Origin of the sequence: Streptococcus sp. HMSC061E03, from assembly GCF_001813505.1 — a bacterium.
Lineage (GTDB): Bacteria > Bacillota > Bacilli > Lactobacillales > Streptococcaceae > Streptococcus.
Genome location: NZ_KV812784.1, coordinates 922,590 through 939,739 on the forward strand (window position 1 = coordinate 922,590; position 17,150 = coordinate 939,739).

Below are 17,150 nucleotides of genomic sequence, written 5' to 3' on the forward strand. Positions count from 1 at the left end.
CTCTATTATAGCAAAAGTCTGCAGTTTTCACAAAGAGAGGCTTTATTTACTAGAACTTTTTTTGCTATTTTATTTCAGCTCTTATCCTTTAGCTTTTTCGATTTCATATAGCTGATCTTTCCTATTTCTTTCCTCTGCTTTACAGTCATTTTTTTCTTTCTCCATAAAATTGTGGTATACTTGTATATGAAAATTTTTAGGAAATAAGACAAGGAAGTAACATTTTGTGAAAAAAATTACGAATTCGATACTCAATTTCATGAGTACCAGACTAGGATTTGTCTTGACCCTTCTGTTGCTCTACTGGTTCAAAACCATGTGGGCCTATTCAGTTGATTTTAACTTAGACATTCAAGGACCCTATCAGATTTTTCTAGCAGTGATCAACCCATTGCCGATTAGTCTGCTCTTCATTGGTCTAGCACTCTATATCAAACGAACCAAGCTCTTTTATAGTTTGGCTTTTGGGATCTACCTTCTCTTATTTATTTGGTTGATTTCCAACTCCATCTATTATCGAGAGTTTACAGACTTCGTAACGGTCAATACCATGTTGGCTTCCAGCAAGGTTTCTGCCGGTCTCGGAGCTGCTGCTTTAGAATTGTTCCGCCCTTGGGATGTGATCTACATTCTAGATTTCCCTATTCTCGCTTTCTTCTTCTTTAAGAAATGGATTCGAATGGACAATCGTCCCTTCAATAAACGAGCTAGTTTTGCGGTTACCTCTTTATCGGCTATGCTCTTTTCGGCCAACCTTTTCCTCGCAGAAATTGACCGACCTGAGCTCTTGACTCGTGGGTTCTCAAACTACTATGTCGTTCGTGCCCTAGGCTTACCTGCCTTTCTTGGTTATAGCGCTAATCAGACCTATGCTGCCAACAAAGAACGTTCCAAAGCTTCCGAAGCAGATTTAAAACCGGTGGAAGAATATATCCAACAGCATTATGCCAAGCCTAATCCTGAGTACTTTGGAATGGCCAAAGGCCGTAACGTCATCTACATTCACTTGGAAAGTTTCCAACAATTCTTGATCGATTACAAGTTGAAAGTAGATGATAAAGAATATGAAGTAACACCTTTCTTAAATTCACTTTACCACTCGAAGGAAACCTTTGCCTTTTCAAATGTTTTTAACCAAGTCAAGGCAGGGAAAACGTCCGATGCTGAGACCATGATTGAAACAGGCCTCTTCGGACTCAACCAAGGTTCCTTTATGGTGAACTATGGTGGAACCAATACCCAACAGGCTGCACCATTTATTCTTTCAAAAAATGGTTACAACTCGAGCGCTGTTTTCCATGGGAATGCTGGAAGTTTCTGGAACCGAAATACTGCCTATAAACAATGGGGCTACAATTACTTCTTTGATGCCAGCTACTTCACCAAACAAAACAGCAGCAATTCCTTCCAGTATGGTCTTAATGACAAATACATGCTCAAGGATTCCATCAAATACCTAGAAAGATTGCAACAACCTTTCTATACCAAGTTCATTACGGTTTCCAACCACTATCCTTATACAACCAGCTTGTCAGGAGATGATCTTGGCTTCCCTCTAGCTAAGACTCAGGACGAAACCATCAATGGCTATTTTGCGACCGCTAACTACCTAGATTCTTCGATCAAGGCCTTCTTTGATTACCTGAAAGAATCTGGTCTTTACAAAAATTCCATCATCGTTCTCTATGGGGACCACTACGGAATTTCAAACTCCCGCAACCCAGATCTTGCTCCTCTACTTGGTAAGAACTCTGAAACGTGGTCAAGTTATGACAATGCCATGTTGCAACGCGTACCTTATATGGTAGTTATTCCAGGTATGGATAAGGGTGGCATCATTGATACCTACGGTGGCGAAATTGATATGCTCCCAACCTTGGAACATTTGCTAGGTATTGAATCCAATAAATTCCTCCAAGTTGGTCAAGATATGCTCTCTCCAGAACATGATCAAATCGTCGCCTTCCGCTCCGCTAACTACTTTGTAACTCCAGAGTATACGAGCTATAGTGGCCGGACCTATTACACTAAAACAGGTGAGGAAATCACCAACCCAGACGAAAAAACCAAGGAAGAACTGGATAAGATTAGGGAAGCTGCTAACCTGCAATTGAAGATTAGCGATAGCATCCAGACCGGTGATCTCCTTCGCTTCTTCAAGGGCAATGATCTTGGAAAAGTCAATCCAGAAGATTATTCCTACACCAATTCCTTCAAGGCATTGAAGAAGATTGAAAAGGAAAAAGGTGACAAATCAACCAGCCTTTATAACCAACGTGGCAACCAGTCTACCGTTGATCTCTTCAAGGCACCGACTTATAAAGAATTGCACCCAGAAGACGATAGTTCTTCCTCAACAGAGACCAGTAGCAGTTCTTCTAAATAAAAAGAATCCCTGAGTTTAAAAACTCAGGGATTTTATGATTTCTTTTAAAAAAACTTAGTCTAGGACTTCAAAAACAGAAGCTGTTAAATTCTCCACGTAGAATGGTCGTTTATGACGACTATTCCCAACCATCAATTTCAATTTATTTGAATTTTGGAGGTAATATGGAAGTCCGCTGGCGTTGAAGATGACCAAGTACTTCTTGTCTCCTGTTAATTCATAGATGACAAGGCCACTGGTATCAGTTGCAGATTGAATAAAGACTTGTTGGTAGATTTTATCATAGCTTTCAAGCCCTAAGACAGGAAGACTTGTCTTCAAGGCGATCAAGCTTCGGATATAGGCAATTGATTCCTTGTTCTGACTGACCAGATCCCAGTTGACCTGATTCACAAAATCTGGAGCATTGTAGGAATTCATGGCCCGTTCACGATCCAAAGGTGTGATTTCTCCATCAGGACCTGTCGCTACCAATTTGGTCCGCATAAACTCTTGACCCAATTGCATGAAGGCCATGCCCTGAAAGAGCAGATTCATGGCCGTAGCCAACTCTGAGCGCTTGACCAATCCTGCTACTTCTACATTCGGATGAAGGGTCTGAAGCAAGTCATAGAGATTATAATTATCATGAGCCTCCACATAATTCAAGACCTGATTGGGACTTAAATAATTGCCAAGCTCTGCACTACCTAGAACAGCACGGGCAACGATATTCTCCGTCGATTTTCGGCTGACAAAGCCACGTTTGATGGAACCATAAACCTCAGCCCCTTTAACGGCATCGCGCTCCGTATCATTAAAGAATCCAATTCTTGGCAATTGCGCTGCATTGTCCTTCTTAGCCTTGTCCTCTGGGGCGAGACCTGTTCCCATGTCCCAACCTTCTCCGTAAAGAAGAATCCGAGGATCCAGAGCGTCCATTGCCTCCCGAATAACATTCATCGTCCTTACATCGTGAATCCCCATCAAATCAAAGCGGAAGCCATCGATCTGGTACTCTTTGACCCAATGCGTGAGGGAATCAATCATGTACTTGCGGTACATTTCATGCTCACTAGCCGTTTCATTCCCAACACCTGTTCCATTTTGGAAGCGACCATCTGGCTCCATCCGGTAATAATAATCGGGCACTGTATTTTGGAAAGGACCATGTTCGGTCGAATAGATATGATTGTAGACCACATCCAAGACCACAGAAATTCCTGCCTCATGATAAGCCCGGATCATGGTTTTGAGCTCTTTCATGGTTTGTTTCGGATTGGATGGATCCGTTGAAAAGCTAGTTTCTGGTGCAGAATAATTCTGAACGTCGTAGCCCCAATTGTAGGTCACCTGGCCTTCATCGTCGTACTGTTTAAAGCGATCAGAAATCGGCTGCAGTTGCACGACATTGACCCCTAACTGACGGATATAATCAAAGGCAGTTGCATCGCCATGGCTATTGACGGTTCCTTCTTGGCAAGCCCCCAGATAGGTTCCACGCAGGACTTCGTCTACACCTGATGTCGGTGACTTGGTCAAATCCCGAAGGTGCATCTCATAAATCACTGCTTGACAAGGATTGTCCAAACGCCAAGGAGTCGCATCGGCTCCTTTTTTAGGACCCCAATCAAACTGACGATCTGCTCTTGAAAGAATGGCAGAGCGCATCCCGTCCGCTGTCGTTGCAATACTATAAGGATCGCGCGTTACTTGAGTATGGTGTTCAAAATGCACACGATATTGATAGGCCATGCCACTTAAATTTCCTAGAAAATCTAAAATCCAAACACCATGGGTATTTTCTGGGTGGTAGCTAGACTCTTGTTTGCCACGCGTCATCGGAATACTCTTCCAAACAGGTGCATCCAGCTCAGTTGATTGATAAAGCAACAATTCAACTTTCTTAGCCGTTGGTGCCCATAGTTTAAAGCAATGCTCCCCTTCTTCCTCCCGATGACCGAGCCAGCCTTGATACGCCCATTTAGCATCAAACTCTCTAGGGTGCATCGCCATATCATAGGCATGAGGCTGACGATGGCTGTATGCATGACTCGTCAAAGCAGCTTGCAAAGAATAATAGACTGTATCGTCTCCATCAAGAATCCACACTTCTCGAACATGCCCTTCTGGTAAAAGTTCGATTTCAAAGTCCCGGGTCTTAGTGAGCCAATCCCCTTCTTTAACCAGGACATGGCCCCGGTTCAAGGTATCCTCACTCTCGTATACCAGATTTCCCTCTACTCCAAAATAATCCAACTTGGAGAAAGAGACTGATTTTCCTTCTACTTGATCCTGCCACTGCCACATATCATAGGCAAAATAATTTCCTTTTTGCTTATGAAAATGAAGCTTTACATGGTATTGTCGCATAACATTTTCCTATTTCCAATTTAATACCGAAGGAACCATCCGCTTGTAAAACACGTACATGACTCCAACTATTGTTTTTACTCTTCAGATGGGTGAACCAAAGCATCGTTGTTGATTTCATCAATATTTGCAAAGAATTCCAAGTGATTATGGAAGACTTCCAATTCAACCGGCGTATCTCCCCCGTATTCCCCATCTAGATTGATGCGGAATGGTTGAGCATTTTTCCCTAGCATTTCGATCGTCAACTTCTTGGTCTTGAGATATTCTACATTTTCATCGTGCACATGCTTGCCTCCATTAATGGCCTGAATCATCAGGGACAACATGTTAAAGAGCTTAGCAGTTTTTACGATAATCAAGGTAAAGTTCCCATCATCAAGCTTAGCATCTGGCGCGACACTTTCAAAACCAGCAATCGAGTTGGTCAAGGCTACAAAAATCATAGACGCTGGCCCTTCAAAGACACCATTGTCGTGCTCAATCCGCACCTTTCGAGCCTTGTTTCGTGGCAACATTTTAGCAGCTTCTGCCACATAGGCAAAGTAACCCAAGCGAGATTTAACACTACTTGGAACACTGAAGGTCAATTCTGTCATGGTTCCTGCTGCAGCAATATTGATGAAATACTTACTACCATAGGCACGACCAATATCCATCTGAATGGTTTGATTCTTTTCGATAATGCGGGCAGCTGCCACAGGATCGCCCATCGGGATCTTCAAGGCACGCGCATAGTCATTGGTGGTACCGGTCGGGATAAAGGCCATCTGTGGACGATTTTCCAGACCTGCAACCCCATTGACCACTTCGTTAATCGTACCATCTCCACCAGCAGCAATGATTAAATCAAAGCCTGCTTTAGCGGCTCTTTCTGCTTCATTTTGGGCAGAAAATGGTTCTGGAGTCGTTTGATAAGCGCTGGTTTCATAGCCCACGTCTTCGAGTACGTCCAAGACTTCCGCAATATTTTTCTTGATAATTTCTTGCCCAGAGGTCGGATTATAAATTAAACGGGCTTTTTTGATTCGTTCTACCATAAAGATCCTCTATAAACTTTCAAGCCAGGCCTCATCTTCTACCTGGATTCCTAATTCTTGTGCTTTGGTTAACTTGCTACCAGCGTCACTACCAGCAACGACCAAATCTGTTTTTTTGGAAACCGATCCAGTCACCTTAGCGCCTAAACTTTCTAATTTTGCCTTAGCTTCTGAACGCGTGAGTCGCTCTAGCTTCCCAGTCAAAACGACTGTCATTCCTGATAGGGCCGCATCAGCAGCGACTTTCTCACCAAGATAAGCCATATTGACGCCAGCTTCTTTGAGCTCTTGCAATAGGCGCTTGGATCCTTCTTGTGCGAAATAACGCTTGAGGCTTTCAGCCACGACCATACCGAGACTGTCAATGCTGGCAATTCGTTCTGGATCAGCTGTAGCCAATTGATCGAGGTCATGGAATTCTTGGAGCAAGATTTGACTAACCTTGCTACCGACATGGCGGATCCCCAAACCAAAGAGTAACTTCTCAGCTGAATTCTCTTTTGAAGCTTGAATGGCTTCATGGAGTTTTTCAGCAGATTTTTCTTTAAAGCCTTCTAAGGTCAATAGATCCTTTACGCTTAGGCGATAGATCCCTGCCACATCCTCTACTAACTGAGCTGCAAAGAGTTTCTCTACAACAGCTGGACCCAAGCCTGTGATATTCATAGCATCCCGACTTGCAAAGTGGTTCAATCCTTCCTTGATCTGCGCTGGACAGAGTGGATTGATACAGCGAAGGGCCACCTCATCCTCGAAATGAAGCAACTCACTCTGACAGCTCGGACAATGAGTTGGAATAGCTAATGCTTGATCAGATACCCGTTTATCTTTGACGACACGCAAGACCGCAGGAATGATATCACCCGCCTTGTAGACGATGACGGTATCATCCTGATGAATATCTTTTTCAGCAATATAGTCCACATTGTGCAAGGTTGCCCGACTAACGGTAGTTCCTGCTAGCTGGACTGGAGTTAGATTGGCAGTTGGGGTCACAACTCCGGTTCGTCCAACCGTCCAATCCACCGATAAGATTTTCGCTTCTTTTTCTTCAGCTGGAAACTTATAGGCGACAGCCCATTTAGGGGCTTTTACGGTAAAGCCTAGTTCTTCTTGAACAGCTAGGTCATTGACCTTGATGACGATCCCATCGATATCGTAGGGAAGATCCTCTCGAAGTTGAGCTACTTTTTGGATAAAGTCCCAAATTTGCTCCATATCCTCAGCCAGCACTCGCTCTTGGTTCACGACAAAGCCCAAGCGGGCTAATTTCTCAAGCACGCCTTCCTGACTGCTTTGGTCCGTCGGGCTCACTTCTTGATACAAGAAGGTTGCGAGATTTCGCTTGGCCACGATTTTCGTATCCAATTGGCGAAGCGTTCCTGCAGCAGCATTTCGTGGATTAGCAAACTCCGGCTCGCCGTTTTCTTGACGGATCTGATTGACCCGATCAAAGGAAGCCCGTGGCATATAGCACTCACCTCGAACAGTAATGTTCACTGGTTCTGGTAACACCAAAGGAATGTCCTTGACCCGCTTGAGGTTCTCTGTAATATCCTCACCGACAGAACCATCTCCACGTGTTGCCCCCGTTACAAGGACACCATTTTCATAGGTGAGGGAAATGGACAAGCCATCGATTTTCAGCTCACATACATAGCTGATAGAAGGAAATTCCTTACGGACACGCTGATCAAAGGCTTCTAATTCTTCACGCGAAAAAGCATCCTGCAAACTATAAAGGGGATACTGGTGCTGGTATTTGGTAAAGCCTTTTAAAACCACCCCACCTACACGGTGAGTTGGACTCTCTGGTAAGATCTCATCAGGATGAGCGGTTTCTAGTTCCACCAACTCCCGATATAATTGATCATATTCACTATCTGAAACAGATGGAGCGTCTTTTGTGTAATACTCGTAAGCATATCGATTGAGTAATTCCACTAATTCTTTCATTCTGGTTTTCATGTTCTTATTTTATCATAAAATCTTAATTTAGCCTTGAATTTACTGCATTCTTAGCATGAAAAAAAGGAGCCAAAGCTCCCTTTTCTTATTTTGTAAAATCGATCCGTTTAGAAAGTTGATTGATCACAATCGCTCCAAAAATTAAGGATGCGAATTCACCCAATCCCATGGTCAACCAGTTATAGAAGAATGGTTGGCCTTGAAGGTAGTAAAGTTCCAAAGCGATCGTAAACATGGAGATGGAAAAGAAAATCGCAAACAAGAAATGGTCCAAGCGAATAAGACCGTCAAACAAGAACTTGTTTTTGAATCGACCAAATAGAATGAGTCCAAGTCCTAAGAAGACAAAGGTTGAACCTCCACCGACAAAGACATCGATCCATCCAAAACTAAATAAGTTAGCAATCATACAACCAAGCGTCACCGCAATCAAGTACTTCTTATTGTAAAAAGCTAAGAAATTCATCATTTCCGAAACACGGAATTGATAGCCATAGTAGGCCATAGCGTTGAGAGGTGGGGTAATGGTCAATACGATATAAATCGCAGCAACAATGGCAATTTGTGCCATATCACGAGCAGTTAACTGTTTCATTTATTCTCCTTTAGCGGTTTTCCCGCGTGTAATATGCTTGGCGAAAGGATCTTAAGCACCAAGGGTTGAAGGTTTGATTTCTTCAACCTTTCAAGTATAGCATATTTTGAGGTTTTATGGTAGACTGAATTTATGAAAACACTAATTAAAAAATTTTTTGATAATGAGATTTTATCCTATCTCTTTTTTGGAGTTGCCACAACCATTGTTTCCGTCGGAACCCGCCTCTTCATCTATCAAGTGTCTCGTGATGAACGATTAGCGACCGCAATTGGAAACATTGCCGGGATCCTCTTTGCCTTTGCAACCAATGATACCATTGTCTTTAAACAAGAAAGAAAGGGCTGGTTTCAGCGCTTGATCCGATTTGCGATTGCGCGCTCTGGGACCTTTATTCTAGATATGGCCTTGACCGAAATCTTTGTCAAGCAGTTCCCAGGAATTATCGGGCAATTCGTCCACAATAACAAGAGCCAAATCAATCTGATTGAAACCCTCTTTGCACAAGTGGCCATTGTGGTCCTCAATTACGTCTTTAGTAAACTCTTTGTCTTTAAAAACAAAAATAAGGCTTGAAACGATTGTTTCAAGCTTTATTCTTTTAAACTTCTATACTTGCATGCTCTGCACTTAATTGATAGATGGTGCCTTCAACCCCAAAATAATCCTTGGCTAGATCTTTCAATTCCTGCATAGCTGTTTGGGCTCGTTTGGCCTGTTCCTCATTGATGGCTTCAATGACTAAAATAGCGTCCTTGGTATCTTCTGTTAACATAGTTCTTTGTGCCTCACGCCAATTCAAGCAACGGCAAACAGCTCCTTCTTGGTCGTAGTAGATAATCTCCCCTTCCAAAGCTGGAGCATCTTCTTCAGCACCTAATGGAAAGAAAGGTTCGCCTCCTTTCGCTTGTCCTAGAGAAAGTCCACCCACCAATTTATCCATATCTTCTCCCCCACAAGGAAGGGCATAAGACATAGAAACACTATTGTAAAGATCCACCAAAGGATTAATCGGATAGAATTCACGTCCCTGGTGAATCCGTTTTAAGAGTGCCTCGATTGAAGATCGGGCTCCTTTTTTTGTTTTAAACTTGCTAAAAGCTTGGCGCCACTCTTGAACGAACTCACTCTGGGTATAGTTTTCTTCATCAATAAATTCCCATGCTCTCTTGGTACCCTTGTCCAACAATTCTTTGAAATAAGGATCCTTGGCTTCATCTACTGTATTATCAATACCATACAAGGACATCACTGTAATTCTAGCTGTTGGAAATAAATCCCAAAATGCTTGATCGACTGTCACTTTCATTGCTTTACCTCACTATAATTTCTTTTTTGACCTTTTTTGACTAGCTCCCAATCCAAGGTGATATTCTCTCGAACTCGTATGAGATACTCCTCTAACTGTGCGACTTCTTCTTTGGAAAATCCTTTTAAGGCAGTTGTCTCAGAGTAAAGATGCTCCCCTAAAATGAAGGGGTAAATCTGCTTACCTTTTTCAGTTAATTCCCATTCCTTGATTTTAAGGTTTTCACCCCTTGGACGCTGCTGAATCAGTCCTCGTTCTTCTAGTTTTTTTACAGACCTTGCAACGGTGGATCGATCGACTTTCAAGACTTCAGAGAGTTCTTCCTGAATCATTCCAGGTTGCTCGGCAATTCGCACCAAGTAGAGGTATTGACCACGCGCCAGATCCAAATCTCGAAATTCAATATTTGCTATAGAATCCAGTGCTCTCGCAATGATGCCAATCTCACGCAAAATACTCATCTTACTCCTCCTTTCCTATTGACAATAGCATAACACATTTTTGTTGCAAATGCAATAAAAATAGATAAGAAAAAAGAGGCTGGGACAAAAGTCCTAGCCTCTCTATTGTTTTTGGATTGTCGAGCAAGACGCAGTTGTTGAGTGGGCTCTAATACGCTGATTTCATCAGCTTATACAGGCCTACTCAACTGTGCGGAGGTGGAACGACGAAATCGAATTCTAACGAATGACCGATTTCTGTCCCACTCTCTCTTATTCCGTTTTTTCTTTTTTTATCAAGCGTAAGCGACGCTTTAATTTTTGTGAAACTTCTCTATGCCGAAAGTCCACTTCTTCTGATTTTAACTTAGAGACAATTTCTCCACTGCGCGTTTGGAACTTTGCTTCTCTAGCAAATTGGATACTGGCGTTTAAAATACAACCAATAATCATGATTTTTGCCACCAAGATGAACCAGAACATGATGACCGCTAGGACGACCGAACCGAAGAAACGAGCATCTAAGAAATGACTCACATAACGATCCACATATTTCCAAAAGATATTCAAGATCGCATACAGGACAGCAACAACAAAGGTCGCCCCTGGCAATACATATCTAAATTTCGGAATTTTGACATTTGGAAGGGTGTAATAGAGCAAGACCAGACTAACAAAAAGCAAGAGATAGATGGTCGGCTCTGTCAAATTCAGTAAGCGCACATAAATCGTCCGATCAAATGAAAAGGTCCGATAGAGATAGCGAACGATCATTTTCCCAAACATGGAAAGGATCAGCGAGAGTCCAAACAAACCCTGCAAGGCAAAACTGATCAGAAAGCTAAAGAGTCGCCCCCAGATAATACCACGCTCCTTTTCCACCCCATAACTCTTGTTATAGGCTTTTTGGAGGTAGGCAATGCTCTGAGAGAAGATCCACAAAGCAGAAATAATCGAGAAACTCAGTAAGCCTGTCGAAGGTTTGGTCAACACACTCGAAATCATCTGTGCCACTATTCGATATAAGGAGGCTGGCAAAACTTTCTGTAAGCTTAAAAGAATCTGAGTGGGACGAATATGAAAGTAGGGTAAAATATTGGCTGCAATCAGCATCAATGGAAAAATGGAGATCAGCAAATAATAAGCCACCGCAATGCTGGTGATATCAGACTCTGCGCTCTGATAAAACCGCACGAAGCCCTTTATAAATGGCTGTCCCAATACTTTTTGTAGGACCTTTTTCATTCGTCACCTCCCCATTTTACTAAAAAAGAGCAAAGAGCGAAACCAGACACTTGCCTTCAGCTCCATTCTTTCCTCTCTAGTTTTAGTATGTTCCTTCTTCACCTTGACTAGTCAAGATCACTGGACCATCTTTTGTAATCACAAATTGATGCTCGTATTGACAAGAAAGGCCACCGTCGAGGGTCTTATGGGCCCAACCAGTTTCCATATCTGTATCAATCTCCCAAGTACCGGTATTAATCATTGGCTCAATCGTCAAGACCATCCCTTCACGTAAGCGAAGACCGCGTCCAGCACGACCATAATGCGGGACCATTGGTTCTTCATGCATGGTAGGCCCGACACCGTGTCCGACCAAATCACGCACCACGCCATAGCCTTTGCTTTCCGCATACTCTTGAATTGCTGCACCAATATCTCCCAAGCGATTGCCAACGACTGCTTTCTCAATTCCTTTATAGAGACATTCTTTGGTCACGTCCATCAAATCTTTGACTTCTTGCGAAACATTTCCCACCGTATAAGCCCAGCAAGAGTCCGCCAAGCCACCACTATAAGACTCCGTGTATTTCTTCACTTGGGCTACATTATCAAAATCTAATTTCGATACATCCAAAACAGATTTATCCAGTGGTTCAGACAAGACCATGTCTACCTTGAGGAGATCACCATCTTTGAGAATGACATGACGTGGAAAAGCATGGGCTACTTCGTCATTCAAACCACAGCAAGTCGCATAAGGATAGTCCATGAGACTACCTTCTACACCGATTTGAAGCGGCAAGACATTGGCTTCTTTACAGCGACGACGGACATATTCTTCTACTTCCCAAAGGTCAAGCCCTGGCTTGATCAAGTCACGCAATCCAATATGGATGCTGGCAAGGAAATCTCCCGCACGATCCATGGCTTCAATTTCACGTTGTGATTTTAATGTAATCATTGTCTCCTCATTTCTTTTTGTTTAATTAATCTTAATCGTAATGGTTGCTTTCGCGACTAGCTGCAGATCTAAATACAAGCTAAAATCAACCAAGGCTGAACGTCTGGTTCTTCGAACAAGTTGGGGTTCAATGCGGATCACATCATCCACCTGTACAGCCTGTAAAAAATTGATGATCAACTGTTCGACAATCAAGCTACGCCCACTGTGTTGCATCATTTTGCGAATAACCTTCATCAGCACTTCGATCATGACCCCATTGGCCAAAACACCGCTTTTCTCCAGCATACTTGGCTCCACTGTGAATTGGTAATGGTCGTTCTCTGTTTGAATCTTTTGACCAATTTGCTCACTAAAGGTTGGTAAGCTCGAAAACTGCACCTTGCTAATCCGATCCATGACATCCCGACGCGTAATAACACCCAGCAAGGTCTGGTTATTACGAACAACAGGAATCATTTCATAATCTTCAGCGATCATCCGTTGGCTAATCGTCGCAATGCTGGTGGACAAATTAGTGGTAAAAATGGTCCGTGACATCACCTTATCAAGGGTCGTCTGAGGCGCCTTATCTCCAGCATCTCTCATGGTTACGACGCCAACTACCATCTGGTGCTGATTGACAACCGGAAAACGACTAAAGCGATTCTTTCGAACCAAATCTAAATAATCCCGGACCGTATCCGTCTCAGAAAGGTAGCCGTACTCATGGAAGGGCCGATAGACCTGCTCGACTGTCAAGATATCCGTCTTGATCTGCATATTAGACAAGGCCTTATTGATCATAGTCGCAACGGTATAGGTATCGTGTGAAGTTCGGATGACTGGGATTTTTACCTGATTAGCCAGATCAATCACATCCTCACTGACCTCAAAGCCACCTGTCACTAAGACCGCATTGTCATGCTTAAGAGCCAATCGTTGGATGCTAGTGCGGTCACCCACGATCAAAAGTCCCCCTTCAGACACATAGTCTAGGACGTGCTTTTCCGTCATAGCACCGATGTAAAATTTATTAAATTCTTTTTCGAGACCTTCCTCACCTGCTAATATTTCAGAGCCAGTGATTTCTAAAATTTCCCGATAGGTCAAGTGCTCTAGTACAGCTTTTTTCGATTTGACACGGATAGTCCCGCTTCTAGGACGCGTTTCTACAATTCCTTGATTTTCAGCTTCTTTAATGGCCCGATAAGCCGTCCCATCACTGACATTCAAAAAGTTGGAAATACTGCGGACACTGACCCGTTTTCCAATCGGCAATTTTTCGAGATAGTCTAAAATCTCTTGGTGTTTACTCATAGAAGTCCCCTCTACCTAGGCGGAAATCATAATAATCGCGCATTTTACGCGTATAGCGGTCACTCCCTTTGAATTGACGAAAAAGACGAAAACCAGCCTTTAAAGCGACCTTTTGACTCCCTGCATTTTCAACATGGGTGACAATCTTAAGCTCCTTCAGTTGAAATTTCTCAAATGATAGATAAACCAACTCTTTGACCGCTTCTGTCATCAGACCCTTTCCCCAAAAATCTTTGCGTAAAAAGTAGCCTAACTCAGCCTCACCCTTAATCTCATCCAACTTTTCAAACTTAATGGAGCCGATCATCTGATTGGTTTCCTTATCACAGATCGCCCAAACCCCCAAAGGATTTTTCATGAAATAGTTGGCTAGTACATATTGAGTTTCAGCAAGATCGGCTTGTGAAGGAAAGATAAATTGTAAATTTTCAGGATTCGAAGCAATCTTATAAAAATCTTCCGCATCCTCAAAGAGAAAAGGTCGTAAATACAACCTTTGTGTTTCAATTAGTGAATAGGCAGCTAAGTGCGTCCAAATATTCATTTCAAACTCCATTGTTCGTGTATCCAGCCGCCACTATCAGATCCCAAGTTCTGTCACTATTCCTCTACCAACTGGATATCTGCTCCAAGTTGGGTCAATTTATGAATAATATCTGAATACCCGCGAAGGATGTATTCCACATTTGTAATTTCTGTTGTTCCAGAAGCCATGAGACCGGCGATCACTAAAGCCGCACCAGCTCGAAGATCCGTCGCTTTCACACTGGATCCTGTCAATTGATTTGGCCCTTCATAAATAATGTGGTCGTTCAAGGTCGAAATGTTGGCCCCCATTTTAGCCAATTCTGGTACATGGTTGACCCGCTTTTCATAAATTGTATCAACAATGCGTCCACGTCCTGCAGCCGTTAAGAGCAAAGGTGTGATCGGTTGTTGCAAATCAGTCGCAAAACCAGGATAAGGAGACGTTTTGATCTGGATGGCCTTCAAGCCCGTCTGCTTTTCTACAAAGATACTATCTTCAGAAATGGTCATGCGCACACCCATTTCCTCTAACTTAGCAATATAGCTCTCTAAATGCTCATACAGGACATTATTGATCTGGATACCTTCTCCAATAGCAGCTGCAAGGGCAATATAGGTTCCAGCTTCGATGCGATCTGGAATCACCTGATGTCTCGTTCCATGCAATTGTGGAACACCATCAATGATAATAATGTCTGTTCCTGCTCCACGAATATGGGCTCCCATGTTGTTGAGCAAGGTCACCACATCGATAATCTCAGGTTCCCGCGCAGCATTTTCGATCACCGTCCGGCCTTCAGCCTTGACTGCTGCCAAAATCGTATTGATCGTTGCACCGACACTAACAGTATCCATGTAGATGTTTGCTCCTTGAAGAGGCTTGCCATCAGTCGCAAGTTTCATACTAGAGCCATCCATGGTCATAGCGGCTCCCATCGCTTCAAAGGCCTTCAAATGCAAATCAATCGGACGTGGGCCAAGATCACACCCACCAGGAAGCCCAACAGTTGCTTGACCATAGCGTCCTAATAAGCTGCCATAGAAATAATAGGAAGCTCGCAGACTGTTGATTTTTCCAAATGGCATGGGCATATTCTTCACCCCACGTGGATCAATGATCAAACTGTCTTCTTTGCGCTCGATCTTAGCCCCCATGATGGTCATGATTTCAATCAGACTCGCCACGTCGGAGATATCCGGTACCCCATCAAGGGTCACGATATCATCCGCCAGAATGGTCGCCGGAATCAAGGCTACTACACTATTTTTTGCACCACTAATGGTCACCTCTCCTTTTAGAGGGCGACCACCATTTATTACAATTTTTTTCATCTTAATAATTTATTAGCTCTTTCAAGTCTTTTTCCTTTTACTATCGTTTTTTGAAACGGAAATAAAAGGGACAACGTATTCAAAATACTGCATCTATTATACCACAGATCGACCTATTTTTCCATCTGTAGGAATTTTCAAAACGAAAAAAAGCTAGGATCAACTTGACCCTAACTTTTCCATTTCAACGAATTATTTTACAGCTTCTTTCAAGGCTTCTACCTTGTCCAAACGTTCCCATGGAAGGTCGATATCTGTCCGTCCCATATGGCCATAAGCTGCTGTTTGACGGTAGATTGGACGTTTCAAATCCAACATTTGAATAATCCCTGCAGGACGAAGATCAAAGATCTCACGTGCTGCTTTTTCAAGCTTACTTTCAGCGACTGTTCCAGTACCAAAGGTATCAATACGAACAGAGACAGGTTGAGCAACCCCAATGGCATAAGCCAATTGCACTTCTGCTTTCTTAGCAAGACCTGCTGCCACGATATTCTTGGCAATGTAGCGAGCTGCATAAGAAGCGGAACGGTCCACCTTAGTTGCGTCCTTACCAGAAAAGGCACCACCACCGTGACGTGAATAACCACCATAGGTATCAACAATGATCTTGCGACCTGTCAAACCTGAGTCCCCTTGAGGCCCACCGATAACGAAGCGACCAGTTGGGTTGATGAAGAATTTAGTCTCCTCATCTAGGTAAGAAGCTGGAATCACTTCTTTGATGACCTTGTTAATCACATCTTCGTGGATTTGTTCATTGCTGACATCTGGATCGTGTTGAGTTGAAATAACCACTGTATCCACGCGCACTGGGCGGTCGTTTTCATCGTACTCAACAGTAACTTGTGACTTGGCATCTGGACGAAGATAGCTGATTTCCCCAGACTTACGAAGCTCTGCCAAACGACGAACCAACTTGTGGCTGAGTGAAATTGGCAATGGCATGAGTTCTTCTGTTTCATCCACCGCAAAACCAAACATGAGACCTTGGTCTCCAGCTCCAATCAAATCAAGTGGATCTTGATCTGCATTTCCACGAACTTCCAAGGCTTCATTAACCCCTTGGGCAATATCAGGAGATTGTTCCACCAAAGATGGGTGTACTCCTACAGTCTCAGCAGAGAATCCATATTCCGTATTGGTATACCCAATCTCTGCAATTGTATCACGCACCACACGGTTAATATCCACATAAGCAGTCGTTGAAATCTCACCGAAAACATGGACTGAACCAGTATAAACAGCTGTTTCGGCAGCCACGTGAGCTTCTGGATCTTGCTCTAAAATAGCATCTAAAATAGCATCTGAAATTTGGTCTGCAATCTTATCTGGATGCCCCTCAGATACTGATTCAGACGTGAAAAGTTTACGTTCTGACATAAAAATGTCCCCCCTTAAAAAATATTGTTATAGAGTTACAAAGTACTGATAGAAGATTTCTACCACCTTATCGGGACCATATAACACTTCATTATAACACATTACATATGATATGGAAAATGGTTTTTCAAAAAGCCCATTAAATCAGCTTTTTCGGTCTATGCACTACCCAGTTAAACTGACTTATACAGTCCTTAAAGTTCCTAAAAAGTTCACAAAAAAATACCCCTTAGGGTATCAATCATTTACGAGTTCAGCAGCAATATCTAGCACCCTCACACGGTGCTTTTTTATCTTCAAAAATGGTAGGCGTCCGCGTACCAATGGGTA

Annotated in this window: 14 protein-coding genes and 1 riboswitch; of the genes, 2 read left to right on the forward strand and 12 right to left on the reverse strand. The window is 43.0% G+C overall.

The features are described 5' to 3' along the window. Nucleotides 1–226: 226 nt before the first annotated feature. Nucleotides 227–2,386, forward strand: a complete 2,160-nt coding sequence (locus tag HMPREF2917_RS04690; RefSeq protein ID WP_070589233.1) for an LTA synthase family protein — start codon at nucleotides 227–229, stop codon at nucleotides 2,384–2,386. Nucleotides 2,387–2,440: 54 nt separating this feature from the next. On the opposite strand, the gene pulA is transcribed toward HMPREF2917_RS04690, so the two are convergent. The 4 genes from pulA to HMPREF2917_RS04710 form a co-directional block, all read right to left on the reverse strand. After that, on the reverse strand, nucleotides 2,441–4,738 hold the full coding sequence (pulA, locus tag HMPREF2917_RS04695) for a type I pullulanase (RefSeq protein ID WP_070589235.1): 2,298 nt from the start codon (nucleotides 4,736–4,738) through the stop codon (nucleotides 2,441–2,443). Nucleotides 4,739–4,815: 77 nt separating this feature from the next. Further along, nucleotides 4,816–5,778, reverse strand: a complete 963-nt coding sequence (locus HMPREF2917_RS04700; protein WP_003006748.1) for a diacylglycerol kinase family lipid kinase — start codon at nucleotides 5,776–5,778, stop codon at nucleotides 4,816–4,818. Between the two features lie 9 nt (nucleotides 5,779–5,787). After that, complete coding sequence (gene ligA, locus HMPREF2917_RS04705) at nucleotides 5,788–7,746, reverse strand: NAD-dependent DNA ligase LigA (RefSeq protein WP_031574985.1); 1,959 nt, start codon at nucleotides 7,744–7,746, stop codon at nucleotides 5,788–5,790. Between the two features lie 85 nt (nucleotides 7,747–7,831). Then, nucleotides 7,832–8,341 carry a QueT transporter family protein gene (locus tag HMPREF2917_RS04710; protein WP_003006740.1) on the reverse strand — a complete coding sequence of 170 codons (510 nt, stop codon included), beginning with the start codon at nucleotides 8,339–8,341 and terminating at the stop codon, nucleotides 7,832–7,834. Beyond that, nucleotides 8,339–8,445: riboswitch (PreQ1 riboswitch) on the reverse strand. Its footprint overlaps the gene before it by 3 nt. 28 nt (nucleotides 8,446–8,473) lie before the next feature. Here HMPREF2917_RS04710 and HMPREF2917_RS04715 point away from each other — a divergent pair. Beyond that, nucleotides 8,474–8,917, forward strand: coding sequence for a GtrA family protein (locus HMPREF2917_RS04715; RefSeq protein ID WP_049497318.1), 444 nt, complete (start codon nucleotides 8,474–8,476; stop codon nucleotides 8,915–8,917). 25 nt (nucleotides 8,918–8,942) lie between these two features. Here HMPREF2917_RS04715 and HMPREF2917_RS04720 read toward each other — a convergent pair whose 3' ends face one another. From HMPREF2917_RS04720 to metK, 8 genes are all read right to left on the reverse strand, one after another. After that, a complete protein-coding gene (locus HMPREF2917_RS04720; RefSeq protein ID WP_070589237.1) occupies nucleotides 8,943–9,650 on the reverse strand; it encodes a B3/B4 domain-containing protein in 708 nt (235 codons plus the stop codon). Next, nucleotides 9,647–10,111: a MarR family winged helix-turn-helix transcriptional regulator gene (locus HMPREF2917_RS04725; protein WP_070589239.1), complete on the reverse strand. Its 465-nt coding sequence runs from the start codon at nucleotides 10,109–10,111 to the stop codon at nucleotides 9,647–9,649. Before HMPREF2917_RS04725 ends, HMPREF2917_RS04720 begins: the two co-directional genes overlap by 4 nt. Nucleotides 10,112–10,363: 252 nt before the next feature. Then, nucleotides 10,364–11,335, reverse strand: coding sequence for a YihY/virulence factor BrkB family protein (locus tag HMPREF2917_RS04730; RefSeq protein WP_070450546.1), 972 nt, complete (start codon nucleotides 11,333–11,335; stop codon nucleotides 10,364–10,366). 82 nt (nucleotides 11,336–11,417) lie between these two features. After that, complete coding sequence (locus HMPREF2917_RS04735) at nucleotides 11,418–12,278, reverse strand: methionyl aminopeptidase (RefSeq protein ID WP_070589241.1); 861 nt, start codon at nucleotides 12,276–12,278, stop codon at nucleotides 11,418–11,420. Between the two features lie 21 nt (nucleotides 12,279–12,299). Further along, nucleotides 12,300–13,577: a CBS-HotDog domain-containing transcription factor SpxR gene (spxR, locus tag HMPREF2917_RS04740; RefSeq protein WP_070589243.1), complete on the reverse strand. Its 1,278-nt coding sequence runs from the start codon at nucleotides 13,575–13,577 to the stop codon at nucleotides 12,300–12,302. Continuing rightward, nucleotides 13,570–14,121 carry a GNAT family N-acetyltransferase gene (locus HMPREF2917_RS04745; protein ID WP_070589245.1) on the reverse strand — a complete coding sequence of 184 codons (552 nt, stop codon included), beginning with the start codon at nucleotides 14,119–14,121 and terminating at the stop codon, nucleotides 13,570–13,572. Before HMPREF2917_RS04745 ends, spxR begins: the two co-directional genes overlap by 8 nt. A 56-nt stretch (nucleotides 14,122–14,177) precedes the next feature. Beyond that, on the reverse strand, nucleotides 14,178–15,437 hold the full coding sequence (locus HMPREF2917_RS04750) for a UDP-N-acetylglucosamine 1-carboxyvinyltransferase (protein ID WP_070589247.1): 1,260 nt from the start codon (nucleotides 15,435–15,437) through the stop codon (nucleotides 14,178–14,180). 192 nt (nucleotides 15,438–15,629) lie between these two features. Next, complete coding sequence (gene metK, locus HMPREF2917_RS04755; protein WP_049497327.1) at nucleotides 15,630–16,820, reverse strand: methionine adenosyltransferase; 1,191 nt, start codon at nucleotides 16,818–16,820, stop codon at nucleotides 15,630–15,632. Between the last annotated feature and the right edge of the window lie 330 nt (nucleotides 16,821–17,150).